The following is a 22,687-nucleotide window of genomic DNA, read 5'->3' as shown; positions in this document are numbered from 1 at the left end:
CGCGTCGCCGACGACGCCGGGACGCTGACGCCCGGCGCCGCCGAGCTTCCGGGCCTGCGCGAGCTGCTCGACCGGCTCGGCGCGCCGTCCCGGCCGACGCCCGGACCATCGACATCCGGGCCATCGACATCCGGGCCATCAACGTCCCGATCGCATTCGCCTTCGACCCCGCCGTCTCCCGGCGGCGCGCTGCGCGCCCGCCTCTCCGGCGGAACCGCAGCCCTCACCCTGTCGCCCCGTCCGCCCGGCGGATCGGGCCTTCCGGCGCTCTCCCCAGGCTTCCGGCCAGGCGCCCCCCGATCCACCGGCCCGCCCCGCCGCTGAGGCCCGCCCCGCCGCTGAGGCCCGCCCCGCGCTGAGCCCCGTGGGGGCGTTGAGCGCCGAGCCTCCGCGCCCCCCGACCCGCAAGGGGAGGGGCGCTGGTCGTGCTCGCCGCGGCCCCCTGTCTCCGGCCCCTGTCTCCGCCCCCCTGTCTCCGGCCCCCAAGCTTGAGGGCCGCCCCCGATGGGGCTACCCCTGTCCCAGGACGGGGAGGGCGCGCGCGTGGCCAAGCGGCATGTGGAGCGGCACGGGACCGAGCGGGTGGGGTGGCTGCGCGCCGCGATCCTGGGCGCGAACGACGGCCTGATCTCGACCGCGGCCCTGGTCACCGGCGTGGCCGCCGCCGCCCAGGGACGGAGCGATGTGCTGATCGCGGGCGCCGCGGGCCTGGTGGCCGGCGCGTTCTCGATGGCCGCCGGGGAGTATGTCTCGGTCAGCTCCCAGGCCGACGCCGAGCGCGCCGACCTGGCCCGCGAGCGCGCCGAGCTGGCCTCGGATCCCGCCTACGAACTGGAGGAGCTGGCCGCCATCTATGTGGCGCGCGGCCTCGATCCCGGCCTGGCGCGCCAGGTGGCCGCCCAGCTCTCGGCCAAGGACGCCCTGGCCGCCCACGCCCGGGACGAACTGGGCATCATGGAGTCGACCGTGGCCCGGCCGATCCAGGCGGCCGCGGCCTCGGCCGGCTCGTTCACCGCCGGCGCCGTCCTGCCGCTGATCGTGGCCGCGGCCGCGCCCGCGCTTGCGCCGCCCGCAACGATGGTGGGGCTGGTCTCGGCCTCGACCGTCGTGTTCCTGGCCGGTCTGGGCGCCCTGGGCGCGCACCTCGGCGGCGCGAAGCCCGGGCGGGCGACCGCGCGGGTCACATTCTGGGGCGTCCTGGCCCTGGCCGCCAGCGCCGGCGTCGGCGCCCTCTTCGGCGTGGCCGGTTAGTTGACCTTCCGCCCTCCTCTCCCGGCGGGGGAGGCGCGAAGCCCAGTGCGCCTCACGCCGCGTCCAGCGCCCGGCTGACGTCGCGGATCAGGTCGCCCGAACCTTCCAGGCCCACGCTCATCCGCACCCAGCCCTGGGTCAGGCCGATGGCGACGCGCTCCTCTTCGGGCATCGAGCGGTGGGTGGTGGTCGACGGGTGCGTGGCCATCGACTTGGCGTCGCCCAGGTTGTTCGAGATGTCCACGATCTGGAGCGCGTCCAGGAACCGCCAGGCGGCTTCGCGGCTGCCCAGGTCGAAGGCCACGACGTTGCCGCCGCCGGTCATCTGGTTGGCGATCACCGCCGCCTGCGGGTGGTCGGGCCGCCCCGGATAGATCGTCTGCTTCGCCTTGGAATGGGCGGCGATGGCGTCGGCCACCCGGCCGGCGTTCTCGGTCTGGCGCCGCACCCGCAGCTCCAGCGTCTCCAGCCCCTTCAGCAGCACCCAGGCGTTGAACGGCGAAAGCGCCGGGCCGCAGTGGCGGGCGATGTCCTTGTAGGCCTCGGTCATCAGTTCGGCCTGGCCCAGGATCGCCCCGCCCAGCACCCGGCCCTGGCCGTCGATGTGCTTGGTGGCCGAATAGACGACGATGTCGGCGCCCAGGGCCAGCGGCTTCTGGAAGATCGGCGTGGCGAACACGTTGTCCACCACCAGCTTCGCGCCGGCCGCGTGCGCGATGTCGGCCACCGCGCCGATGGCCGTGACCTCCAGCAGCGGGTTGGCCGGGCTCTCCACCAGGAACACCTTGGTGTTGGGCCGGACCGCGGTCTTCCACGCCTCCAGGTCGGTGGCGTCCACATAGGTGGTCTCGACGCCGAAGCGCGGCATCCACTCCGAGAGGATCCAGCGGCACGAGCCGAAGAGGGCCCGGCCCGCCACGATGTGGTCGCCCGCCCGCACCAGGCCCATCAGCGACAGGTGGACCGCCGCCATGCCCGAGGCCGTGGCCCGGCACGCCTCGGCGCCTTCCAGCAGCGCCAGCCGGTCCTCGAACATCTGGGTCGTGGGGTTGCCGAAGCGCTGGTAGATGAAGCCCGGCGCCTCGCCCGCGAACCGCGCGTCGGCGGCCGCTGCGCTGTCGTAGGCGAAGCTCTGGTTCAGGAACAGGGCTTCCGAGATCTCGCCGTAGGGCGTGCGCGCGAGCCCCCCGCGCACCGCGCGCGTCTCGATCTGCCAGTCGCGGGGGTCTTCCGCCATCCGAGGGCTCCATCCGAAGAACTGCGCCTTGAACGCCGGGCGCCGCACCCGCGTCAAGGGCCGCTTTCCCACGGGCGGCCCGACTTCCCCCGACCCTTCGCCTAGGCGGTCTTGCACTGTTCGCGCTCAAGCCTTGCCACGCCGCTGTTCTGCGCTAAGGCTTCATCGCCCATGAGCGACCCCCGCACGAGCGATCTCAGCGCCCCGGGCATCCTGCCCTGCCAGTCCATCGAAGCCCTGATCGCCGGCGGCGCGATCACGTCGGCCACGCCGTTCGACGACGATCAGGTCCAGCCGGCCAGCCTCGACCTGCGCCTGGCCGGCCGCGCGTGGCGCGTGCGGGCCAGCTTCCTGCCCCGCCGCGGCACGGTGCGCCAGCGTCTCGCCGAGGTGGCCATGCACGAGCTGGACCTCACCGGCGGCGGCGCGGTGCTGGAGCGCGGCTGCGTCTACATCGTCGAGCTTCAGGAGCGGCTCAAGCTGCCGAAGGGGATCTCGGCCCGCGCCAACCCCAAGAGCTCCACCGGCCGCGTGGACGTGTTCGTGCGCGTCATCACCGACTTCGGCGACGCCTTCGACGACGTCGACGAGGGCTACGAGGGGCCGCTCTACATGGAGGTGGCGCCCCAGACCTTCTCGGTGCTGGTGCGTTCCGGCACGCGGCTGAACCAGCTCCGCCTCAAGGCCGGCGCGCCGCCGCGCCTGCGGACCGAAAGCGTCGGCGTCGACCTGACGGGCGAGGTGGCCGGCTTCCGCGGCCGCCGCCACGCCGGCGTCGTCGACTTGGACCACGAGGACGGCCACGACCCGCGCGACTTCTGGGAGCCGCTGGTCCCCCGCAACGGCCAGCTCCTGCTGGACCCCGGCGAGTTCTACATCCTGGCCTCCAAGGAGGCGGTGGAGATCCCGGTGCTGGAGGCGGCCGAGATGACGCCCATCGACCCGTCGGTGGGCGAGTTCCGCGTCCACTATGCGGGCTTCTTCGACCCCGGCTTCGGCACGGACGAGGCCCACGGCAAGGGTTCGCGCGGCGTGCTCGAGGTCCGCAGCCACGAGACGCCCTTCATCCTGGAGGACGGCCAGACCGTCGCCCGCCTCGTCTACGAGCCCCTGACCGAGCGCCCGACCCGACTCTACGGCGAGAGCGGATCCCACTACCAGCGCCAGGGCCTCAAGCTCTCCAAGCACTTCCGCGTCTGGGCCGGCTGAGGCCTGAAAGACATGTTTCGCAGACTTTTTGTCCAGCACACTTGACATGGCTTTTCATGTCGTGTTTCCTTGACTTCAAGACAAGGAGACCTTTCATGACGTTGTTTCGATCGGCCTGGGCGCGGTTCGCCGTGGGGATGGCCGCCGGCCTGTTTCTTGCGGGCGCCATCACGGGGCTCCGTGGGGCCGGCTACCACCTGGAGCCCGCGGGACTGCTGGCCCTCTTCCTGCTCTGGGCCGTCGGCGCGGCCTGGCTGGTGGGCGGCTATTGGCGCAGCCTCGACGAGGCGGCCCGCGAGGCCCAGAAGTGGGCGTGGTATTGGGGCGGCTCCATCGGCATGGGCGTGGGCGCGTTCGCCCTCGTGTTCGAGCCGCTGGGCGTGGCGGCCATGCTGCCGGCCGACGCCAGCCGCCCCGACCTGCTGGCCTACGGCGCGGGCGTCGTCGTAGCGGCTCAAATGCTGGGCTTCCTGGTCGCCTGGGCCTGGTGGTGGGGGAGCCGTCGATGAGCCTGCTGGCGTCCCCGCTCACCTCCGCGCTGGCGGCCGGCGTCGTCGCGCTCTTCTGCCTCGGGGGCCTCGCCCTGCTGGTGGCCGCATGAGGAACCGTCTGAAGGTGCTGCGCGCCGAGCGCGACTGGAGCCAGGCCGACCTCGCCGAGCGACTCGGAGTGTCGCGTCAGAGCGTCAATGCGCTGGAGACCGGCAAGTACGATCCCAGCCTGCCCCTGGCGTTCAGGATCGCCCGGCTGTTCGGCCTGCCGATCGAGGACATCTTCCAGGACGAGGCGGCCTGACCGGCCGCCTCGAAAGGCTCAGGCAGCCTTCTCGCGCATGTAGATCGAATGCTTCGGCCGATCCATCACCCGCCGCATCATCGGCTCGAAGGCCTCCAGCGGCATGGAGTCGTAGGCGGGGTCGAACGAATTCTGGTCGTAGAGATGGCAGAACTGGGCCGTGTACTCGAACCACGGATGGTCCCGCCAGGCGTCGCGCATGTCGCGGTCCAGGCCGAGGTGCTGGAAGAAGTAGTAACCCTGGAAGATGCCGTGCTTCTCCAGCATCCAGTGGTTCTGCTCCGAGATGTACGGCTTCAGGATCGCCGCCCCCAGCTCGGCGTGGCTGGCCGGCAGCAGGATGTCGCCGATGTCGTGCAGCAGGGCGCAGACCACATACTCCTCGTCCTGCCCGGCGCGGAACGCCCGCGTCGCCGTCTGCAGCGAATGCTCGAGGCGGTCCACGTTGAAGCCGCCGTAGTCGTTGTCGAGCAGCTTCATGTGGCTGAGGATCCGGTCGACGTGTTCGCCCCGGTGCGCCTGGCCGGCCCGCGCGATGGCGGCCCAGTCGGCCTCGGTCCCGTCGGTCATGGCGGTGAAGGTCGCCCGCTCCTGGGCTTCCTTCTGCGAATGCGCCGTTCCGTCGGCCATGGCCGTCTCCTCCGATGTCTGGTCGCCCCGAAGGTGCGGCCAAACGGGCGGGGAGGTCAATTCAAAGCCTTGGCCCGCGCGGCCGGCGCCGCTATGAAGGCCGCCGCGCGCGGGTGTAGTTCAGAGGTAGAACGTCAGCTTCCCAAGCTGAATGTCAGGGGTTCGATTCCCCTCACCCGCTCCATTCTCCAGGTCCGGTTCGAGGCCTCCGCGGGTAGGACGTCGGCGACGTCCGGGTCCGGAGCCAAACCAATTTGCCGGACGGGCAAGTATTTCTGCTTTGCCGTTCGCGGGCGCGGCTTCCTAGCGTGGGGGATCGGAGAGGGCGTGCGGTCGGCGCGCCCCGCGGGGAGGGTCCGGCCATGCCGAGGGTTGAGCTTGTATCGCGCGCGGACGTGAGCGCCGACGTCGTCCATCTCTACGACCAGGTGTTCGGCCCCGAGCGGGATCCCGTCTCCGACCCCGGGACGGTCAGCGGCACGCCGGGGAACTGGTGGACGGCCTGGGCGAACGTCCCCGGAATTCTGAAGGCCTTCAGCGCCTTCCCCATGGCGGAGGCCAGCCTGGACCCGAAGCTGCGCGAGCTGGCGATCCTGCGGACCGGCTACGCCCGCGGCAGCCGCTTCGTCTTCTCCCAGCACTGCAAGGCCGCGCGACGCGTGGGGCTGGAGGAGGCCAAGATCGAGGCGGTGCCCTACTGGACCGTGGCCGACGGCGTCTTTTCGCCCGTCGAGCGCGCCGCCCTGGCGTTCGTGGACGGCATGATCCTGGAGGGCGGGCGAATCCACGACAGGGTGGTGGAGAGGCTTCGCGCGGAAATCAGCGACGAGCATCTTCTGATGCTGACCTACTTCGTCAACATGTACGCCCTGCACGCCACCTCCACCAAGGCGCTCCGGCTGGAGTACGACGACGTGGCCGAGCGGGTGGTCGAGATTCCGGCCCCCGAGACGCCCCGCGTGCAGGACTGGCGGACGCCGGCCTGAGAACGGGCGTCCGCCGGGCGATTGTCAGGCGGTCTCGGCTTCCCGGTGGTCCACATCGACCGCCGGGGCGGCGGCGTCTTCCGGGGTGAAGGGCCGCGCCCAGGCGGCGAGTTCCAGCCGGATGCCGTCGGGGTCGTGGAAGTAGATCGACCGCACGAAGGTGGTCGCATTGACCTCGGGGCTGATCGTCCGCGGCGAGTCGTCGTGGTTCACGATCGGGGTCACCTCGATCCCGGCGTCGACGAGGCGCTGGCGGTAGAGTTCGAGGTGCTCGGGCGCCACGTCGATGGCCAGGTGGTTCATCGAGCCGTGGGCCGAGACGCCGCCGCCGCGGCTGGCCTGGACGACGCCCGGCTGCGCCTCGGGCGCTTCGGGAAACCAGAAGAAGGCGATGGAGGTGTCGTTCCCCGCGTCGAAGAAGAAGTGCTGGCCCTTTCCGTCCGGCAGGTTCAGCGTCTTGATCAGCGGCATCCCCAGGATGTCCTGATAGAACTCGACCGTCCTGGCCATGTTGCGGCAGACGAGGGCCAGGTGGTTGATCCCCCGGAACTCGAAGCCGGCTCGGTTGCTCTCGGGCATTTTCGCCTCCCTAAGGCGACGCGGCCGCCGAAGCGGCGGGGCCGCTCCATTTCGGATCGCGCCAGTCTTGAACGCCCCCGTCTTCCGGTGCGGGGATCTCCACGATGCGCTCGGGGACGTTGTCGTACTCCATGCGCAGCGCCTTCGACGAGATGGCGTGCATCCCGTAGAGGTTCACGAGATAGGTGAGGACGAGGATCTCCTCGTCGCTGAGGTGATCTCTCAGCGCAGCGAACACGCGATCGTGCACGCGACCCGCCTCCAGCATCATGCCGTCCACATAGGCCAGCACCGCACGCTCGACCGGCGAGAACACGCCGTCGGCCAGCGTCCAGCAGGGCACCGCGGCGATCTTCGCCTCGTCGACGCCCTCACGCCGGGCGGCTTTGCAGTGTTGGGAGAAGACGAACTGACTGGCGCGCGCATAGCCCGCGCGCATCAGCGCCACCTCGCGCAGGCGCGGATCGACCGGCGCCTCGCGGTAGGGATAGGCCCGCATCGCCCGCAGCACGTCGGGCGCACGCGCCCAGGTGGTCCACCAGTCGCCGGGCGTTCCCGTGGCGGTGCCCGGCTCGGCGACCGGATCACGGCCCGGCCCGAACCAGGCGTCATAGATATCCGCGATCTCCGGCGGCGCCTCGTCGCGCGACACGGGCCTTGTACGAGGCATTCCGAACTCTCCGACACCAACGCTCCGCCCCAACTGTCCGAGCGTGGGGCGGATAGCGTCCGAAACGGCTGACCCTGGAGGTCGACGCTAGGCGGATTCGAGTAGCACGCGGGCTTCGGACGTCTGTAGCGAGAAGAATTCGCCCGACCGACAAGCCTGATTTGTCAGAGCCTTGCGTGGCTTCGGAGCCTTCAGGCGACCGTGGCCAGCGCGGCTTCGGCCACCTGCATGTCCTGGTGGTAGTGGCCGCCGCTGACGCCGATGCCCCCCACCACGGCGCCCTCGTGCTGGACTGGATAGCCGCCGCCGAAGACGACGAGCCGGGGCGTGTGGACGATGCCGTGGAGCAGGGGCGGATCGTCCTTGATGAAGTCGTGCCAGCCGTGGGTCGGGATGCCGAACGAGACGGCGGTGTAGGCCTTGTCCTGGGCGATGCCGACACTGAGCAGCGCGGCGCCGTCCATGCGGGAGAACGCCTTCAGCACCCCAGATTCGTCCACCACGGCGATGCACATCGGCACGCCGATCTCCCGCGCCTTGGCCTCGGCCGCCGCCACCAGGGCCTGGGCCGCCTCGGCCGTGATCGAGGCCTTGGTCACAACTTTCACCGCCATCTCCGGCGCCTCCTCCGTCATGGTGTCGTCCGGCCGCTCTAGCGGATTTGCGCGGGGGCTCCCGGTCAAAAAGATTCGCCGTTCGGCTGAATAATTTTGGGGGCGGACGTCGCGGCGCCCATGCCATCGTCCCCGCAAAACATGGGGCGAGCCTGGGGGAAACATGAGCTGCCGCATCCTGATCGCATTCTACTCGCGCAACGGTTCGGTCGAGGCGCTGGCCCGCGCGATCGCCGGGGGCGCGGAGGCCGAGGGCGCCGAGGTGCGGCTGCGGCGCGCCCGGGAGCTGGTCGGGTCCGACATCATGGCCCGCGTGCCCGGCTGGGCCGAGACGGCCGAGCGGATGAACGCGCTCTATCCCGAGCCGACGATCGAGGACGCCCAATGGGCCGACGGCCTGATCCTGGGCGCGCCCACCCGGTTCGGCGCGCCGGCCTCGGAACTGCGCGCCTGGGTCGACACCCTGGGTCCGCTCTGGTTGTCGGGGGCGCTGAAGGACCGCGCGGGCGCCGCGTTCACCTCGACGTCCACGCCGCACGGCGGCACCGAGGCGACCCTGCTGTCCGTCTATCCCACCCTGGCCCACCTGGGTCTGGTGATCGTGCCCAACGGCTACGGAGATCCGACGAACCTCGTCGCCGGCACGCCCTACGGCGCCTCTTCGGTCTCGCACGGGGCGAAGAAGGACCCGCCGACCGCCGACGACCTCAAGGTCGCCGAACTTCAGGGGCGGCGCGTGGCCCGGATCGCCGCCGCGCTGGCGGCGGCTAGGTCTGCGGCAGGCTGAGTTCCGTCCGCAGCCAGTCGCGGAAGGCGCGCAGGCGTTCGGTCTGGGCCATGCGCGGCGGATAGACCAGCCAATAGGCGATCTTGCTGGTGATCTCGAGGTCGAACGGCGCGACCAGAAGTCCCGAGTCCAGGTAGGCGTCCACCAGCGGGCGGCGGCCGATCACCACGCCCAGCCCCTCGATGGCCGCGGTCATGGCCAGTTGGATGGTGTCGAACCGCAGGCCATGGTTCGAATCCACGCCCGTCGTGTCCAGTCCCTGGCTTCGGGCCGCATCCAGCCAGTCGGGCCAGCCTTCGGGCGTACGGGAGACGATCAGCAGGGTCTGGCTCGCCAGGTCGGCCGGCGAGGCCAGGGGGCCGCTGGCCTGAAGCAGCCCTGGCGCGCAGACCGGGAACATGACCTCCGGCACCAGGCGTTCGGCCACCATGCCGGGCCAGGCGCCCTCGTGCAGGCCCGCGCGGATGGCGATGTCGGCGCCGACGTTCTTGAGCTCGCCCGGATCGCCGAAGCGGACGCTGGTGTTGATCTCCATCTCGAGGTCGGGATGGGCGTTGTGGAACTGGAGCAGGCGGGGCACCAGGAAGTTGCTGGCGAAGGTGGGCAGGCTGTTGACCACCAGTCGCTGACGCCCCGTCTCGCGCGAGAGGCGGTCGGCGCCCTCCTTCAGCATTTCGAAGGCCCCGCTCACCGCCGACAGGAAGTCGGACCCGCAGCGCGTGAGCTGGAGGTTCCGGGTCGAGCGCGAGAACAGCTCGACCTCGAGGTGTTCTTCCAGCGCCCGGATCTGGTGGCTGACCGCCGCCGGAGTCACGTTGAGTTCGTCGGCCGCCTCCTTGACATGGCCGAGGCGTCCGACGGCCTCGAACGCCCGGAGCGCGGTGAGCGGGGGAAGTCGCTTCATGCGCGCCATCCTGATGATGGGGCGCCGCCCGTCAATCGGGTCGTGTGTCCGGCAAATTCCGTTTGCCTCGCGTCCAAACATTTCTGGTTGGGCGGTTCGTCGGCCTCTCCCTTAGGTTTCCCGTCGTCGCACAGAGCCCGGCGCGAACCGGGCCGAACAAGGGGGAAGCGGGAATATGAACCTTTCTAGAGCACTGTCGTCGGCCTCATTCGCCGTGCTTGCGGTCGCCATCGCCATGCCGGCGCATGCCCAGGGGCAGGCGTCCGAGAGCCATGCGATCGAGGAACTGGTGGTGACCGCCCGGATGCGCGCGGAGTCGCTGCAGGAAACCCCGGTGGCGGTGACGGCCGTCACCTCGGCGCAGCTCGAGAAGATGTTCGTCCAGGACCTCTCGGACCTGACCCGTGCGGCGCCCAACTTCACCATCGAGGGCGTCGGCGCCATCCACCGCAACGCCTCGGTCGCCTACTCGCGGGGCATCGGCTACCAGGGCGTGGACCAGGCCATCGACCCCAGTGTCGGCATCGCGGTGGACGGGGTGTTCTACACCCGCAACATCGGCGCGCTGCAGAGCACCTTCGACATCCAGCAGGTCGAACTCTTGCGGGGGCCGCAGGGGACGCTGTTCGGCAAGAACACGACCGGCGGCGTGGTGAACATCACCACCAAGAAGCCCGGAAACACCTATTCGTTCGACGGCATGCTGCGCGTCGGCAACTTCGGACGGGCGGACGCCGCCTTCGCCGCGGACATGCCGGTCAGCGAGACGCTGTCGTTCCGCCTTTCGGGCACGCGGCAGAAGTCATCCGGCTACATGCGCAACGACTACCTCAACCCGCAGGGGCTGCGGACGGTGGAGAAGTGGCTGGCGGGCGACGATATCCAGGCCATCCGCGCCGCGGTGCGCTGGAACGCCACCGACCGGCTCGAGATCAACGCCAGCTACGCCTATGTGAAGGATCGCAGCGACTCGGTGGGCGGCGTGAACGCCTCGTTCCCCACCGACGCCCTGTCGCGTGCGGGTCGCCCCGGCTTCGGCTTTCCCGGCGGTCCGACGGACCCCTTCGTGACCATGCGCAACTTCCCCAGCGGCGACTTCCAGGACACCTGGGCCGGCACGGTGAACGCGGCCTATGACGGCGATGGCTTCCGGATCGTCTCGGTCAGCGGGATCGTGCGCAGTTCGAACTTCTCGTACAGCGACTTCGACGTCAGCGACCTGTCGTTCTTCGAGACCACCGCCAGCAAGCGGCACAAGCTGATGTCGCAGGAGGTGCGGATCGAGTCCGACACCGAAGGCCCGTTGCAGTGGGTGGCCGGCGCCTATGTGGGGCGGACCAAGTGGGACTCGGACCAGATCTTCTTCCTGGCCACCCAGACCTATGAGGCCTCGGCGCAGAAAGAGAAGACGGCGGGTGGCTTCGCCCAGTTCGACTTCGCCGTCACAGACCAGCTCACCCTGACCGCCGGCGGCCGCTATTCCTGGCAGGAGAAGGACTTCACACGGCGTCTCCAGCGGCCGATCCCGCTGTTCGCCGCGACCCCCGCCCTCCAGGCGTCCGAGGACTGGTCGCGCTTCACCTATCACCTGAGCGCGAACTACAAGATCAACGCCGACGCGATGGTCTATGCGAGCTATTCGACCGGCTTCAAGTCGGGCGGGTTCAACTCGCGCGCGGCCTCGCAGGCCACCATCGGCCCGTTCGAGCCCGAGAAGGCCAAGGCGTTCGAGGTGGGGCTGAAGTCGGACTGGTGGGACAATCGCCTGCGGGTGAACGTCGCCGCGTTCTGGAACAACTACAGCGACCTGCAGATCTCCACCTTCCGGCCCGCCGCCAGCGGATCGGGCGAGGAGCAGGTGGTGGCGAACAACGCCAACCAGCGCGCTCGCGGCGTCGAGTTCGAGGTCACCGTCCTGCCGATCGAGAACCTGACGGTCAGCGCCTCGGTGGGTTACCTGGACTCGAAGTACACCAGCTTCCTGGCCAATCTGTCGGGCGGCGCGGCGACCCCGGCCAACCCCTGCGGCGGTCTGCAGGACCGGTCGCAGAAGGGACCGTGCTATCTGGAGCCGACCCGGGTGCCCGACATCACGAGCCGGATCGACGTGTCGTACGACTTCGACCTGGCCAACGGCGCGACGCTTACGCCCAACGTCGCCTGGTCGCACGAGGGGGCTCACTTCACCGACACCCTCAACGCGCCCCAGGGCTACCAGAAGGCCTACAGCGTCTTCGACGCCAGCATCACCTATGTGGAGCCCAAGGGCCGGTGGCGGGCGTCGCTGTGGGGCAAGAACCTCGGCGATGTGGCGCACCGCCTGTCGGTGGTGCCGACGGCGGGCGTGCTGACCCAGCTGTACTTCGCCGAGCCCCGGACCTACGGCTTCGAACTGCGCGTGAATCTCGACTAGGGCCAGGGGGCCGGAAGGAGGCTAGCGATGTCCGACGAGCCGATGCAGTACTGCGGCGTGAACCATGTGGCCCTGGTCTGCCGGGACATGGCCGAGACGGTGGACTTCTACCAGAACGTCCTGGAGATGCCGCTGGTGAAGACCCTCGATCTGCCGGGCGGTCGCGGCCAGCACTTCTTCTTCGACTGTGGGGAGGGCGCCACCGTCGCCTTCTTCTGGTTTCCGAACGCGCCGGCGGCCGCGCCGGGGGTGGCCTCGATGCATCCCGACTACCGGACGGTGGGATCGCAGACCGCCCACGCCTCGATGAACCATCTGGCCATCAGCGTGCCGCTCGAGAAGTTCGACGAATACGCCCGGCGGCTGCGCGCCAAGGGGGTCGAACTTCGGGTGCTGAACCACGAGGACACCGAGGCCCACGGCAACGACAAGGTGACCGAGCAGACCTGGATCCGCTCCATGTATTTCCGCGACCCGAACGGCATCCATATGGAGCTGGCGGCGCTCACCCGCGCCTGGCGGCCCGACGACGTGAAGCACGATCCCGTCGACGCCGAGGGTCGCAAGACGCCGGTGCCCCGCCGCGCGATGGCCTAGGCGGGCATGACCGCAACGTCTCCTCCGGCGACCGGAGGCCTGATCGACCCGTTCCCTCCGCGCGCCTACGCCTGGTTCGTGGTGGGGGCGCTGTCGCTTCTCAACATGGTCTCGTATGTCGAGCGGCAGATCCTCACGCTGCTGTTCGGGCCGATCAAACAGGACTTCCGGCTCAGCGACACCGAAGTCAGCCTGCTGGCCGGCGCGGCGTTCGTGATCTTCTACGTCCTGTTCGGGCTTCTGTTCGGCCGGCTGGCGGACAGGTCGAACCGCAAACGCATCATCATGATCGGCGCGGTCTTCTGGGGCCTGGCGACGACGGCCTGCGGGTTGGCGCAGAACTTCATCCAGCTCTTCGTCGCGCGTATCTCGGTCGGCGTCGGCGAAGCCTCGCTGGGGCCGGCGGCGCTGTCCACCATCAGCGACTATTTCCCGCGCGAGCGGCTCGCCCGGGCCATCAGTCTGTACACCGGGGCGCAGTATGCGGGCGCCGGCCTGGCGCTGGTAATCGGAGGGCTCGCCATCCACATCGTCGCCGGCTTGCCGCCGCTGGACCTCCCGGGCCTGCCGCCGTTGCGGCCCTGGCAGATGACGTTCGTGATCGTGGGGCTGGGCGGGCTCCTGGCGCTGGTTCCCATGCTGTTCGTCCGAGAGCCGGTCCGGCGCGGCGTGATCCGGGCCGCGCCGACGGGCGCGGGCACCGCCGCCCGCTCCGAACTGCTCGCCTTCCTGGGCGCCAACCGGCGGATGTTCGTCGCCCACTTCTCGGCCTTCGCGATCACCTCGATGCTGGGCTTTGGCACGGTCGCCTGGGTTCCGTCCTTCTTCATCCGCGTCCACGAGTGGGCGCCGCAGGACGTGGGCTATGTCTACGGCGGCGTCCTGGCGGTGATGGGCGCGGCCGGTGTCGTCGCCGGAGGCCGCATCGCCGAGTGGATGGAATCCAGAGGCGTCGCCGACACCTACTTCGTCCTGCCGATGATCTCGCTTAGCGCCACGGCGGTGTTCCTGATCTCGGCGCTGCTGCTGGCGCCGAACGCCGGGGTCGCGCTGGGCCTGCTGGCGGTCTCGACCTTCCTGTCCAGCATCCCGGTCTCGCTGATCATCACCGCGCTCCAGGCCGTCACGCCCAACCAGCTCCGGGGCCAGGTCACCGCCGTCTATTTCTTCGTCGCCAATATCCTGGGCGTGGCGTCGGGGCCGACCCTCGTGGCCCTGCTCACGGACTACGTCTTCCGCGACGAGATGGCGGTGGGCCTTTCGCTGGCGACGGCCAGTGCGGTCATCACGCCCATCGTCGTCATCATCCTGGCGCTCGGCCGCCCCGGACTGCGCCAAAGCCTTGCGCGCGCGGCCGAACTGTACGCCGAACCGTCGAAGCCCTGATCTTCCGCGTTCTGAAAGGAATTCCCATGCCTATCGGCCTCATCGCCCGCGTCTCCATAACTCCCGGCAAGGAGTCCGAGTTCGAGGAGCTGTTCGCCTGGCAGGCCGAGCAGGTCCGGGCGAACGAGCCGGGCAACAAGCTCTACCGCCTGTTCCGCGACCGCGAGAAGGCGGGCGGCTACATCGTCATGGAGATCTACGATGACGAGGCCGCGCTGGCCGCGCACCGCGAGGCCGAACACATGAAGGCCAACCGGCCCAAGGTCGCACCCCTGATCGCGGCGCCGACCGTCCTGGAGTTCTACGACGCGGTCTGACGCACGATCCCGTCGACAGGAAACCGGCCTCTCCCGAACTCCGACCTCACCGAAGTCGGCCGGGAGCGGGCCGCCGTCTCCGGGCGGGGAGGGACCCGGCGTCGTTGCGCCCCGACACGCGACGCCGGGTTCGACCCATGCGTCCCGGCGGCGGGCGTCCCGGCTTTCGCCCGCCCGTGGCCCGTCCCGGCGGCGGGCGCTGGGGCGTGTCCTGTTCCGCCGGCCGGCGGGTCAGCCTTCGCCGGCCATGAACGCTTCGAAGCGGGCCTTCCAGTCAGGGTGCCAGCGCGAGAGCGCCGGCCGGTTCTCGATCAGGTCGCCCATCGCCCAGGCCATCCGCTTCTCGTCGGTGGCGCGATCGACGTCGTTGTCGGGGCAGAGAATGTAGAAGTCGCCGCGGGCCAGGCTCTCCAGCATGAAATCCACGACCTGTTCCGGCGTCCACGCCGCCGGCGGCTTCTGCGGCAGGCGTGCTGCGGTCATGCCGGTGTAGGTGAAGCCCGGAACCAGCAGATGGGCGCTGACGGGGCAGCCTTCGAGGTTGCGCAATTCATGCTGCATGGCCTCGGCGAACGCCTTCACCGCGGCCTTGGAGACGTTGTAGGCGGCGTTGCCGGGCGGGCTGGTGATCCCCTGCTTCGAACCGGTGACGACGACGTAGGCCGGCTTCGCCTGCTCGACCATCCTGGGCAGAAAGGCCTGAGCGCCCCCGACCACGCCCCACAGGTTGACCGACATCAGGCGGCGCCAGGCGTCGGGGTTCTTCCAGGTCCCGCCGGGATTGAGGCCCACCGCCGCGTTCAGCATCAGCACGGCGACATGCCGGTACTGATCGAAGACCGCTTCGCTCAGGCGGGTGAGGGCGAAGGGGTCCGAGACGTCGGTGGGGAAGGCCGCGGCCCGCCCGCCCGCGGCGCGGATGTCGGCCAGCGCCGCATCGAGCGCTGCGCCCGGCAGGTCGGCCAGCGCCACGGGCAGACCCAGGGCCGCGAAGCGCCTGGCGGCGGCCAGGCCGATGCCACTGGCCGCCCCGGTGATCACGCAGGCCCCGCCGCCGGCCAGCGGCGGCAGGGCGCGATAGTCCGGCTCGCTCACGGCCTTCGGCTCAGCGCGGGGCCATGCGGATGGCGCCGTCCAGGCGCACGGTCTCGCCGTTCAGGTAGCCGTTGCGGAGCATGGTGACGGCCAGGTCGGCATACTCCTCGGCGTGGCCCAGGCGCTTGGGGAAGGTCACCGAGGCGGCGAGGCCGGCGTAGACCTGCGGCGCGCGGGTCTTCAGGCCGCCCAGCATCGGGGTGTCCATGATGCCCGGCAGGATGGTGTTGATGCGGATGCCGTCGCCCGACAGGTCGCGGGCGATGACCAGGGTCATGCCCTTGATCGCCGCCTTGGCCGCCGAATAGGCCACCTGGCCGATCTGGCCCTCCTCGGCCGCCACCGAGCCGGTGTTGACGATCGCGCCGCGGTCGCCGGTCTCGTCGGGCTCCAGGTTGGCGATCATGCCCGCCGCGCTCTTCACGATGCAGCGGAAGGTGCCCACCGTGTTCAGTTCGAGCACGTAGGAGAAGTCCGAAACCTTGAACGGGACGACCTCGCCGGTCTCCTTGTTCTTGCCGACGGTCTTGCCGCCGCGGCCGCCCCCGGCGCAGTTGACCAGGATGCGTTCCTGGCCGTGCGCGGCGCGGGCCTTCTCGAATCCGGCGTCCACCGAGGCGTCGTCCATGACGTTCACCTGGCAGAACAGCGCGCCCAGCTCCTTGGCCGCGGCCTCGCCCGTGTCGGCGTTGAAGTCGAAGATGGCCACCTTCACGCCCAGGTCGCGGAGCGCCTTCACGGTCGCCCGGCCCAGGCCGGAGGCGCCGCCGGTGACGATCGCGGCGACGGAGCTGTCGAGTTTCATGGTCTGCTTCCTCCAGTGTTCGCCACGGCCTTAGCATGGCCGGCCGATGACGTAGGGCCAGCCCCCCAAACCCTGCGTGCGACCTCGCACATCCGTCTTGCTCCGGGCTTGCTCCGGGCGGGCGAGGCCTCTACCGTCCGTTCAAACATCTGTTGGGAGGACCCGCATGACCATCGGCGTGATCGCGACGCTCAAAGTGCAAGAGGGCAAGGGCCCCGAGTTCGAGGCCATCTTCACCGAGCTCGCCAAGCAGGTGCGCGCCAACGAGCCGGGGAACCTCGCCTACCAGCTCACCAAGAGCCGCACCGAGCCCAACACGTACAAGGTGCTGGAACTCTACAAGGACCAGGAATCCCTGACCCTCCACGGCGGCACCGACTACTTCAAGGCCGCCGGCCCCAAGCTGGGCGGCGTCCTGGGCGGCCGCCCGGAAGTCGAATATCTCGACGGCATCGGGTGATCCCATGAACCTCGACTTCTCGCCCGAGGATCTGGCCTTCCGCGACGAGGTCCGCGCCTTCATCGCCGAGGCCTTCGACGATGAGATGCGGGCCAAGCTGGCCCAGTCCAAGAACCACCACCTCGACAAGGCCTCCCAGGTCCGCTGGCTGAAGCGGCTGGGCGAGAAGGGGTGGATCGCGCCCGACTGGCCCGAGGAATACGGCGGCACGGGCTGGAGCCTGGGCAAGAAGTACGTCTTCGACATGGAGATGGCGCTGGCCGGGGCGCCCTCCACCAGCAACATGGGGCTCAAGATGTGCGCCCCGGTGGTGATGGCCTTCGGCACCGACGAGCAGAAGAAGCAGCATCTGCCCAAGATCCTCAGCACCGACGTCTGGTGGTGCCAGGGCTATTCCGAGCCGGGTTCGGGCTCCGACCTGGCGTCCCTGGCCCTGAAGGCCGAGCGCGACGGGGACCACTACGTCCTGAACGGGTCCAAGACCTGGACCACGCTGGCCCAGTGGGCCGACTGGATGTTCTGCCTCGTCCGCACCTCGAACGAGGACATCCGCCAGAAGGGCATCAGCTTCCTGCTGATCGACATGCGGACGCCGGGCATCACCATCCGGCCGATCCCCACGCTCGACGGCCCCGCCGAGGGCGAGCAGGAGATCAACGAGACCTTCTTCGACAATGTCCGGGTGCCGGTCTCCAACCGCATCGGCAAGGAAGGCGAGGGCTGGACCTACGCGAAGTATCTTCTCCAGTTCGAGCGCGGCAACGCCTATGCGCCGGGCCTCCAGGCCCAGCTCAAGAAGGTTCGCAAGATCGCCGGCCTGGAGCGGTCGGACGGCGGCGGCGCGATGATGAGCGACCCCGACTTCCGCAAGAAGCTCTCCGAGGTCGAGATCAAGGTCGAGGCTCTGAACGCCACCGAGCTGCGCATCTTCGCGGGCCGCGCGAACGGCGACGCCATGGGCGCCGTCTCCTCCATGCTGAAGCTGGAAGGCAGCCAGATGCAGCAGGCGATCACCGAGCTCGCGCTCGAGGCCGCCGGCGTCTACGCCCAGCCCTTCGTGCAGGACACCTGGGACATGCTCCGTCCTGGGGGCAACACCTTCCGCGCCGGCCCCGACTACGCCGCCACGGTCGCGCCGCACTACTTCAACTACCGCAAGACCTCGATCTACGCCGGCTCGAACGAGATTCAGCACAACATCATGGCGAAGATGGTGCTGGGGCTGTAGGGGGCCGCTTCAGGCTCGTTCAGTTCGATCCTAATAGGCTGAAAATGTTTAGTATCGCGTTTTCGGGAGTTTGCATGCGCCGGCGTTGAGTTTCGCCGATCTGTGACCTGTCCGGGCCTTTGGTCACGGCCAGGTCACAGATTTCGCATGCCCGACGCCAAGTTCTCGTCCGCATTCCGCGAGGACGTTCAGCCCGTCGAGGGCCGGCAGGTATCCTAACTCGACAAGGACGCCAAGGGACTGGAGCTCCGCGTCTCCGGCGATGGCCGGAAGTCATGGAGCTTCCGTTATCGCACGCGTCAAGGACGCCAGGCGCGCGTGACGCTCGGCGTCTATTCGTCCGCATTCGGCGTCAAGGAGGCGCTGACGGAGGGGCGGTGCGTTCAGCGCTGGCTGAAAGAGCGGGTTGGAGAGGCCTGGCTCCTTTGCGCCGAGCGTCGGGAACTGGCGCTATCCCGCCGCCACCGACGCCTTGCCCACGAACTTCATGACCTGGCCGCCGCCGGTCTCATAGAGGTGCTGGTCGGCCGTGTCCGAGATGCGGTCGAAGAGGGCCGCGATGGTCTCGGGCGTGTTATCGGCCGGCGGCAGGAACACGCCCTCGGTCTCGTGCAGGTAGGTGCGCGAGACGCCGCCGGCGGTGGCGTTCAGGATCGTGCGGCGGGGCGCGTCCTCCGAGACCAGGAACAGCGCCGTGGGCGTCACAGACTCCGGCGTCATGAGCTTCAGGATGTCGGGGGTGATCAGCGCTTCGGTCATGCGCGTCGCCGCGCCGGGCCCGAGGGTGTTCACCCGGATGCCGTTCTTCTCGCCCTCGATCTGCAGCACGTTCATCAGGCCGACCAGGGCGGTCTTGGCCGCACCGTAGTTCGACTGGCCGAAGTTGCCGTAGAGCCCGCTGGACGAGGTGGTCATCAGGATGCGGCCGTAATTGGCCGCCCGCATGTGCGGCCAGACGGCGTGCGTGCAGGTGACCGAGCCCATCAGGTGTACCTCGACCACCTTGCGGAAGTCGGCGAGGCTCATCTTAGCGAAGCTGGCGTCACGCAGGATGCCCGCGTTGTTGATCAGGATGTCGACCTGGCCCCAGGTCGAGATGGCGGTGGCGACCATATCCGCGACCTGGTCGGGGTTGGTCACGTCGGCGCCGTGGGCGATGGCGTCGCCGCCGGCCGCGCGGATCTCGGCGGCCACCCGCTCGGCGGGCTCCGATGAGGCGCCCGCGCCATGCACGTCGCCGCCGAAGTCGTTGACGACTACGCGAGCGCCACGCGTCGCCAGGCCCAGGGCGTGGCTGCGGCCGAGACCGGCGCCGGCGCCGGTGACGATGGCCACGCGGCCGTCGAAGCGGATGCTCATGAGGTATGGTCCTGTCTGTTGAGGTCGCGGAGGGCCGCGAGGTCCTGAAGGCCGAGAACGGGGCCGATGCTGGGTTCGCCCGTGCGGTCGATGCGGAGCGCGCGGGGCTGGCCGGCAGCGTGCAGCGGCCAGGACGGCCCATCGGCGCCGTCGGGCGGTCCGCCGCGCACGAAGTTCAGCACGCGGCGCCGGAACCCTGCGCTGTGGCGGTCGTCCTGTGGATCGCCGGCCAGCGCCGCGATCGCCGGCGACGGGTTGGGGTTGCCCAGGATGTCGTAGAGCGCCGCGCCGTGGCCGGCGCTGCGCAGGGCGCCTCGGGCCGCCGCGGGCAGGGCGTCGTAGTCGGCGACATAGGTCGGGGCGCCGGCGTCCGCCGCGGCGTCGGCCAGCGCCAGCGCGGGCTGGCGGAAGACGAGGTGGCTGTAGAGCGCCTGGGCATCGGGGGTGACGGGGCCGCGCTCCGCCGCCGGGGTCTGGGCCAGGAGGGCCTGCGCCAGGGCGTCGGTCGGCACGTCGAGTTCGTCGAGCAGCGAGCCTTCGCCGGTCGAGAACACCACCACCAAGCGGGCCGCGTTGGAGGCCCCTTTGCGCAGCGCCTGCGACGGCAGCGCCGGGATCAGGTCGCCGTCGACGACGGGCAACTCGCCGGCCCCGGTCGCGAAGGCGGACGCGTAGACCGGCGGCGCATCCCCGAGCGCCGGCTGAGGCGGATGGTCGGCCAGGGTGAAGAGGCTGCCGCCCGCGCCCGAGACGCTGATCGCCTGGCAGAAGAGTCCGCGGGCCGCCGGCGAGATGGTGAGCGCGTTGACGCTCACCCCACCTGCCGAGACGCCGATGATGGTGACGCGGTCGGCCGCGCCGCCAAACGCGGCGATGTTGGCCTGCACCCAGGCCAGCGCGGCGATCTGGTCGCGCAGCCACCACGACCCGCCGGAGAAGCCCAGCAGGCCCAGCCGGTAGTTGAAGGTCACGACCACGACGCCCTCGGCGGCCAGCCGCGATCCGTCGAAGGCGTCGTAGGCGCCGGACAGGAGCTGGAAGCCACCGCCATGGATCACGACCAGCACGGGGGCGTCCCGGGCCTCTGCAGGCGCCCAGACGTTGAGGTAGAGGCAGTCCTCGTTCATACCCGCGCCGCGCGAGCCGTCCCAGCCGGGGAAGGGCGGCTGCAGCGAATCCGGGCCGAACGCCAGGGCCTCGCGCGGTTCGCGCCAGGGCGTCGGCAGCTCGGGCGCTCGCCACCGCAGCGCGCACACCGGTGGGGCCGCGTAGGGCACACCCAGGTATCGGTCGACGCCGCCCTCACGCCGCCGGATCAGCACGCCCTGCGCCACACGCGCCCGGACCTCAGTCACCGGTGAACTCCGCGTCGCGGCGCTGCAGGAAGGCCTCGCGACCCTCGGCGAAGTCGCGGGTGCGGCTGGTCACCAGGTACTGGTCGCGGTCCATGTAGCTGGCGGCGTGCGACAGGGCATGCGCGGTGGCGTTGACCTGCTCCTTGGTCATTCGCACGGGCAGCGGCGGCAGGGCGGTCACGCGCGCGGCCCAGGCCTGGGCTTCGTCCACCGTCCGGCCGTCGTCGACGACGGCGTCGGCGAGGCCCCAGTGCAGGCAGGTGGGCGCGTCGGTGCGCTCGCCGAAGATCACGAAGCGCTTGGCCCGCGCCGGCCCGACCAGCGCGGTGACGCGCGGCACGGTGCGCCAGCTCATGTTCACGCCCAGCGCCACCTCGGGCAGCCGTAGGAAGGCCGAGCCGCCCAGGATCCGGAAGTCACAAGCCAGCGCCAGGGCGCAGGCGCCGCCGACGCAATAGCCCTCGATCGCGGCGATGGTGACGGCCTCGATCTCCTCCCAGGCCTGGCACATGTCGGGCCCGGCCATGACCACGTCGCGGGTCTCGAGCAGCGTGGGCGCGCGGATGCGGTTCTCGAAGTCGGCCACGTCGGCGCCGGCCGAGAAGAAGGTCGGTGCGCCCGCCAGGATCACGGCCGCCACGTCGCTGCGCCGCCGCAACAGCTGGGCCACCTCGGTCAGCTCGTGGATCGTCAGCGCCTGCAGCGCGTTGCGCGCCTCCGGCCGGGCCAGCGAGACCTCGACCACGGCGCCCGCGCGCCGCACCCGGATGTGGGCGAAGTCGCGGTCCAGCGGGCCGTCTCTCAATGGAAGATCTCCACCAGCCCGGCCGCCCCCATGCCGGAGCCGACGCACATGGTGACGACGCCGTACCTGGCCTTGCGACGGCGGCCTTCCAGCAGCACGTGTCCCACGCAGCGGGCGCCGGTCATGCCGTAGGGGTGGCCGACGGCGATGGCGCCGCCGTTGACGTTGTACCTGGCCGGGTCGATGCCCAGCTTGTCGCGGCTGTAGAGGCATTGCGAGGCGAAGGCCTCGTTCAGTTCCCACAGGTCGATGTCGTCGACCGTCAGGCCGTGGCGCTCCAGGAGGCGCGGGACGGCGAAGACCGGGCCGATGCCCATTTCGTCGGGCTCGCAGCCGGCGACCGCGAAGCCTCGGAAGGCGCCCAGCGGCGACAGCCCGCGTCGGGCCGCTTCCTGGGCCTCCATCATCAGCAGGGCCGCCGCGCCGTCCGCCTGCTGGCTGGCGTTGCCGGCGGTGACGGTCTTGCCCTCGGCGAACCGCTGGCCATTGCGCAACACCGGCTTGAGCGACGCGAGACCCTCGGCGGTGGTGCCCGGGCGGTTGCACTCGTCAGTATCGAGGACACCGTCGACCAGGCTGACGGCGCCGGTCGCCTTGTCGACGACGGCGCGGCGGACGGGCAGGGGCACGATCTCGTCGGCGAAGAGGCCGGCGGCCTGGGCGGCGGCCGTGCGACGCTGAGACTCGAACGCGTAGGCGTCCTGCGCCTCCCGGGTGACGCCGTAGCGGTCGGCGACGACCTCGGCGGTCTCGATCATCGACATCCACAGCTCGGGCTTGGCCTTCGCCAGCTCGGGCTCCTGCAGATGGAAGGTGTTCATGTGCCCGCCGAGCTGGACCAGCGAGATGCTCTCCACACCCCCGGCGACGACGACGGGCGCATCCTCGACGCGGATGCGGCCCGCCGCGGCCGCCACGGCCTGGAGGCCGGATGAGCAGAAGCGGTTGAGGGTGACGCCAGACGTGGTCACCGGACAGCCCGCTTTCAGCGCGGCGGTGCGGGCGATGTCATAGCCCGTGGCCCCTTCGGGATGACCGGAGCCCAGGACGACATCCTCGATCTCTGCCGGGTCGACGCCGGCGCGGGCGATGGCGTGGCTGATCGCGTGACCGGCATAGGTGATGGGGTGTGTGGCGTTGAGGCTGCCTCGCAGCGACTTGGCCAAGCCGGTCCGGGCGACCGAGACGATGACGGCTTCACGCAT

General features: G+C 70.1%; 24 protein-coding genes, 1 tRNA gene and 1 pseudogene. 14 read left to right on the top strand and 12 right to left on the bottom strand.

Going from position 1 to position 22,687, the window contains the following annotated elements:
• Window positions 1–504 precede the first annotated feature (504 nt).
• The gene (locus ABS78_RS01330) at window positions 505–1,251 is read left to right on the top strand and encodes a VIT family protein (protein ID WP_293374111.1); all 747 of its coding nucleotides are present in this window, start codon (window positions 505–507) and stop codon (window positions 1,249–1,251) included.
• A gap of 52 nt (window positions 1,252–1,303) precedes the next feature.
• Here ABS78_RS01330 and metZ read toward each other — a convergent pair whose 3' ends face one another.
• The gene (gene metZ, locus ABS78_RS01325; RefSeq protein WP_293374109.1) at window positions 1,304–2,488 is read right to left on the bottom strand and encodes an O-succinylhomoserine sulfhydrylase; all 1,185 of its coding nucleotides are present in this window, start codon (window positions 2,486–2,488) and stop codon (window positions 1,304–1,306) included.
• Between the two features lie 171 nt (window positions 2,489–2,659).
• Here metZ and ABS78_RS01320 point away from each other — a divergent pair, with 171 nt between their 5' ends.
• From ABS78_RS01320 to ABS78_RS01310, 3 genes are all read left to right on the top strand, one after another.
• Window positions 2,660–3,697: a 2'-deoxycytidine 5'-triphosphate deaminase gene (locus ABS78_RS01320; protein ID WP_293374107.1), complete on the top strand. Its 1,038-nt coding sequence runs from the start codon at window positions 2,660–2,662 to the stop codon at window positions 3,695–3,697.
• Window positions 3,698–3,792: 95 nt separating this feature from the next.
• A complete protein-coding gene (locus ABS78_RS01315) occupies window positions 3,793–4,206 on the top strand; it encodes a hypothetical protein (RefSeq protein ID WP_293374105.1) in 414 nt (137 codons plus the stop codon).
• Window positions 4,207–4,294: 88 nt separating this feature from the next.
• Complete coding sequence (locus tag ABS78_RS01310; protein WP_293374103.1) at window positions 4,295–4,492, top strand: helix-turn-helix transcriptional regulator; 198 nt, start codon at window positions 4,295–4,297, stop codon at window positions 4,490–4,492.
• Window positions 4,493–4,510: 18 nt separating this feature from the next.
• On the opposite strand, the gene ABS78_RS01305 is transcribed toward ABS78_RS01310, so the two are convergent.
• The gene (locus ABS78_RS01305) at window positions 4,511–5,122 is read right to left on the bottom strand and encodes an HD domain-containing protein (protein ID WP_293374101.1); all 612 of its coding nucleotides are present in this window, start codon (window positions 5,120–5,122) and stop codon (window positions 4,511–4,513) included.
• 109 nt (window positions 5,123–5,231) lie between these two features.
• On the opposite strand from ABS78_RS01305, the gene ABS78_RS01300 reads away from it, so the two are divergent.
• Both ABS78_RS01300 and ABS78_RS01295 read left to right on the top strand, forming a co-directional pair.
• Window positions 5,232–5,306, top strand: a tRNA-Gly gene (locus ABS78_RS01300).
• 178 nt (window positions 5,307–5,484) lie between these two features.
• Window positions 5,485–6,108: a carboxymuconolactone decarboxylase family protein gene (locus tag ABS78_RS01295; protein WP_293374099.1), complete on the top strand. Its 624-nt coding sequence runs from the start codon at window positions 5,485–5,487 to the stop codon at window positions 6,106–6,108.
• 24 nt (window positions 6,109–6,132) lie between these two features.
• Here ABS78_RS01295 and ABS78_RS01290 read toward each other — a convergent pair whose 3' ends face one another.
• From ABS78_RS01290 to ABS78_RS01280, 3 genes are all read right to left on the bottom strand, one after another.
• Window positions 6,133–6,687, bottom strand: a complete 555-nt coding sequence (locus tag ABS78_RS01290; RefSeq protein ID WP_293374097.1) for a VOC family protein — start codon at window positions 6,685–6,687, stop codon at window positions 6,133–6,135.
• A gap of 10 nt (window positions 6,688–6,697) precedes the next feature.
• Window positions 6,698–7,357, bottom strand: coding sequence for a carboxymuconolactone decarboxylase family protein (locus tag ABS78_RS01285; protein WP_293374095.1), 660 nt, complete (start codon window positions 7,355–7,357; stop codon window positions 6,698–6,700).
• Between the two features lie 191 nt (window positions 7,358–7,548).
• Window positions 7,549–7,971 carry a heme-binding protein gene (locus ABS78_RS01280; RefSeq protein WP_293374093.1) on the bottom strand — a complete coding sequence of 141 codons (423 nt, stop codon included), beginning with the start codon at window positions 7,969–7,971 and terminating at the stop codon, window positions 7,549–7,551.
• Window positions 7,972–8,134: 163 nt separating this feature from the next.
• Between ABS78_RS01280 and wrbA the strand changes: the two genes are divergently transcribed.
• Window positions 8,135–8,758: an NAD(P)H:quinone oxidoreductase gene (gene wrbA / locus ABS78_RS01275; RefSeq protein WP_293374091.1), complete on the top strand. Its 624-nt coding sequence runs from the start codon at window positions 8,135–8,137 to the stop codon at window positions 8,756–8,758.
• Here wrbA and gcvA read toward each other — a convergent pair.
• Window positions 8,739–9,662 carry a transcriptional regulator GcvA gene (gene gcvA, locus ABS78_RS01270; RefSeq protein WP_293374089.1) on the bottom strand — a complete coding sequence of 308 codons (924 nt, stop codon included), beginning with the start codon at window positions 9,660–9,662 and terminating at the stop codon, window positions 8,739–8,741. The genes wrbA and gcvA overlap by 20 nt on opposite strands.
• A gap of 175 nt (window positions 9,663–9,837) precedes the next feature.
• Here gcvA and ABS78_RS01265 point away from each other — a divergent pair, with 175 nt between their 5' ends.
• The 4 genes from ABS78_RS01265 to ABS78_RS01250 are packed head-to-tail and all read left to right on the top strand — an operon-like array spanning window position 9,838 to window position 14,375.
• On the top strand, window positions 9,838–12,075 hold the full coding sequence (locus tag ABS78_RS01265; protein ID WP_293374087.1) for a TonB-dependent receptor: 2,238 nt from the start codon (window positions 9,838–9,840) through the stop codon (window positions 12,073–12,075).
• Between the two features lie 27 nt (window positions 12,076–12,102).
• Window positions 12,103–12,672 (top strand): VOC family protein, encoded by a 570-nt coding sequence (locus ABS78_RS01260; RefSeq protein WP_293374085.1) that lies wholly within the window; start codon window positions 12,103–12,105, stop codon window positions 12,670–12,672.
• A 6-nt stretch (window positions 12,673–12,678) separates the two neighbouring features.
• Window positions 12,679–14,058: an MFS transporter gene (locus ABS78_RS01255; RefSeq protein ID WP_293374083.1), complete on the top strand. Its 1,380-nt coding sequence runs from the start codon at window positions 12,679–12,681 to the stop codon at window positions 14,056–14,058.
• A gap of 26 nt (window positions 14,059–14,084) precedes the next feature.
• Window positions 14,085–14,375 carry a putative quinol monooxygenase gene (locus ABS78_RS01250; RefSeq protein ID WP_293374081.1) on the top strand — a complete coding sequence of 97 codons (291 nt, stop codon included), beginning with the start codon at window positions 14,085–14,087 and terminating at the stop codon, window positions 14,373–14,375.
• Between the two features lie 231 nt (window positions 14,376–14,606).
• On the opposite strand, the gene ABS78_RS01245 is transcribed toward ABS78_RS01250, so the two are convergent.
• Both ABS78_RS01245 and ABS78_RS01240 read right to left on the bottom strand, forming a co-directional pair.
• Window positions 14,607–15,470 carry an SDR family NAD(P)-dependent oxidoreductase gene (locus ABS78_RS01245; protein WP_293374079.1) on the bottom strand — a complete coding sequence of 288 codons (864 nt, stop codon included), beginning with the start codon at window positions 15,468–15,470 and terminating at the stop codon, window positions 14,607–14,609.
• A 10-nt stretch (window positions 15,471–15,480) separates the two neighbouring features.
• Complete coding sequence (locus tag ABS78_RS01240; RefSeq protein ID WP_293374077.1) at window positions 15,481–16,275, bottom strand: SDR family NAD(P)-dependent oxidoreductase; 795 nt, start codon at window positions 16,273–16,275, stop codon at window positions 15,481–15,483.
• Between the two features lie 166 nt (window positions 16,276–16,441).
• On the opposite strand from ABS78_RS01240, the gene ABS78_RS01235 reads away from it, so the two are divergent.
• The 3 genes and pseudogenes from ABS78_RS01235 to ABS78_RS23875 all read left to right on the top strand — a co-directional run.
• Window positions 16,442–16,735, top strand: a complete 294-nt coding sequence (locus ABS78_RS01235) for a putative quinol monooxygenase (protein WP_293374075.1) — start codon at window positions 16,442–16,444, stop codon at window positions 16,733–16,735.
• A gap of 4 nt (window positions 16,736–16,739) precedes the next feature.
• The gene (locus tag ABS78_RS01230) at window positions 16,740–17,963 is read left to right on the top strand and encodes an acyl-CoA dehydrogenase family protein (protein ID WP_293374073.1); all 1,224 of its coding nucleotides are present in this window, start codon (window positions 16,740–16,742) and stop codon (window positions 17,961–17,963) included.
• A gap of 240 nt (window positions 17,964–18,203) precedes the next feature.
• Window positions 18,204–18,326 (top strand): annotated as a pseudogene (locus tag ABS78_RS23875) (integrase arm-type DNA-binding domain-containing protein); the annotation flags it as partial.
• 87 nt (window positions 18,327–18,413) lie between these two features.
• Here the strand turns inward: ABS78_RS23875 and ABS78_RS01225 are convergent.
• From ABS78_RS01225 to ABS78_RS01210, 4 genes are read right to left on the bottom strand one after another with little or no spacing between them, the layout of a single operon-like run.
• Entirely contained in the window at window positions 18,414–19,322 is a 909-nt protein-coding gene (locus ABS78_RS01225) for an SDR family NAD(P)-dependent oxidoreductase (RefSeq protein WP_293374071.1), read from the bottom strand.
• Window positions 19,319–20,677 (bottom strand): carboxylesterase family protein, encoded by a 1,359-nt coding sequence (locus ABS78_RS01220; RefSeq protein ID WP_293374069.1) that lies wholly within the window; start codon window positions 20,675–20,677, stop codon window positions 19,319–19,321. Before ABS78_RS01220 ends, ABS78_RS01225 begins: the two co-directional genes overlap by 4 nt.
• A complete protein-coding gene (locus ABS78_RS01215) occupies window positions 20,670–21,482 on the bottom strand; it encodes an enoyl-CoA hydratase/isomerase family protein (protein WP_293374067.1) in 813 nt (270 codons plus the stop codon). Before ABS78_RS01215 ends, ABS78_RS01220 begins: the two co-directional genes overlap by 8 nt.
• Complete coding sequence (locus ABS78_RS01210) at window positions 21,479–22,687, bottom strand: acetyl-CoA C-acyltransferase (RefSeq protein ID WP_293374065.1); 1,209 nt, start codon at window positions 22,685–22,687, stop codon at window positions 21,479–21,481. The genes ABS78_RS01215 and ABS78_RS01210 overlap by 4 nt, the downstream gene beginning before the upstream one ends.

The organism is Phenylobacterium sp. SCN 70-31 (assembly GCF_001724605.1).
Lineage (GTDB): Bacteria > Pseudomonadota > Alphaproteobacteria > Caulobacterales > Caulobacteraceae > Phenylobacterium.
The sequence above is the reverse complement of the archived record's forward strand: the minus strand, read 5'-3'. Positions and strand labels throughout refer to the sequence as shown.

Excerpts from the sequence above, each read along its gene's own strand:
- ABS78_RS01330 (WP_293374111.1), top strand. The coding sequence starts at position 505 with ATGGGGCTACCCCTGTCCCAGGACGGGGAGGGCGCGCGCGTGGCCAAG.
- metZ (WP_293374109.1), bottom strand. The coding sequence starts at position 2,488 with ATGGCGGAAGACCCCCGCGACTGGCAGATCGAGACGCGCGCGGTGCGC.
- ABS78_RS01320 (WP_293374107.1), top strand. The coding sequence starts at position 2,660 with ATGAGCGACCCCCGCACGAGCGATCTCAGCGCCCCGGGCATCCTGCCC.
- ABS78_RS01315 (WP_293374105.1), top strand. The coding sequence starts at position 3,793 with ATGACGTTGTTTCGATCGGCCTGGGCGCGGTTCGCCGTGGGGATGGCC.
- ABS78_RS01310 (WP_293374103.1), top strand. The coding sequence starts at position 4,295 with ATGAGGAACCGTCTGAAGGTGCTGCGCGCCGAGCGCGACTGGAGCCAG.
- ABS78_RS01305 (WP_293374101.1), bottom strand. The coding sequence starts at position 5,122 with ATGGCCGACGGAACGGCGCATTCGCAGAAGGAAGCCCAGGAGCGGGCG.
- ABS78_RS01295 (WP_293374099.1), top strand. The coding sequence starts at position 5,485 with ATGCCGAGGGTTGAGCTTGTATCGCGCGCGGACGTGAGCGCCGACGTC.
- ABS78_RS01290 (WP_293374097.1), bottom strand. The coding sequence starts at position 6,687 with ATGCCCGAGAGCAACCGAGCCGGCTTCGAGTTCCGGGGGATCAACCAC.
- ABS78_RS01285 (WP_293374095.1), bottom strand. The coding sequence starts at position 7,357 with ATGCCTCGTACAAGGCCCGTGTCGCGCGACGAGGCGCCGCCGGAGATC.
- ABS78_RS01280 (WP_293374093.1), bottom strand. The coding sequence starts at position 7,971 with ATGGCGGTGAAAGTTGTGACCAAGGCCTCGATCACGGCCGAGGCGGCC.
- wrbA (WP_293374091.1), top strand. The coding sequence starts at position 8,135 with ATGAGCTGCCGCATCCTGATCGCATTCTACTCGCGCAACGGTTCGGTC.
- gcvA (WP_293374089.1), bottom strand. The coding sequence starts at position 9,662 with ATGAAGCGACTTCCCCCGCTCACCGCGCTCCGGGCGTTCGAGGCCGTC.
- ABS78_RS01265 (WP_293374087.1), top strand. The coding sequence starts at position 9,838 with ATGAACCTTTCTAGAGCACTGTCGTCGGCCTCATTCGCCGTGCTTGCG.
- ABS78_RS01260 (WP_293374085.1), top strand. The coding sequence starts at position 12,103 with ATGTCCGACGAGCCGATGCAGTACTGCGGCGTGAACCATGTGGCCCTG.
- ABS78_RS01255 (WP_293374083.1), top strand. The coding sequence starts at position 12,679 with ATGACCGCAACGTCTCCTCCGGCGACCGGAGGCCTGATCGACCCGTTC.
- ABS78_RS01250 (WP_293374081.1), top strand. The coding sequence starts at position 14,085 with ATGCCTATCGGCCTCATCGCCCGCGTCTCCATAACTCCCGGCAAGGAG.
- ABS78_RS01240 (WP_293374077.1), bottom strand. The coding sequence starts at position 16,275 with ATGAAACTCGACAGCTCCGTCGCCGCGATCGTCACCGGCGGCGCCTCC.
- ABS78_RS01235 (WP_293374075.1), top strand. The coding sequence starts at position 16,442 with ATGACCATCGGCGTGATCGCGACGCTCAAAGTGCAAGAGGGCAAGGGC.
- ABS78_RS01230 (WP_293374073.1), top strand. The coding sequence starts at position 16,740 with ATGAACCTCGACTTCTCGCCCGAGGATCTGGCCTTCCGCGACGAGGTC.
- ABS78_RS01225 (WP_293374071.1), bottom strand. The coding sequence starts at position 19,322 with ATGAGCATCCGCTTCGACGGCCGCGTGGCCATCGTCACCGGCGCCGGC.
- ABS78_RS01210 (WP_293374065.1), bottom strand. The coding sequence starts at position 22,687 with ATGCGTGAAGCCGTCATCGTCTCGGTCGCCCGGACCGGCTTGGCCAAG.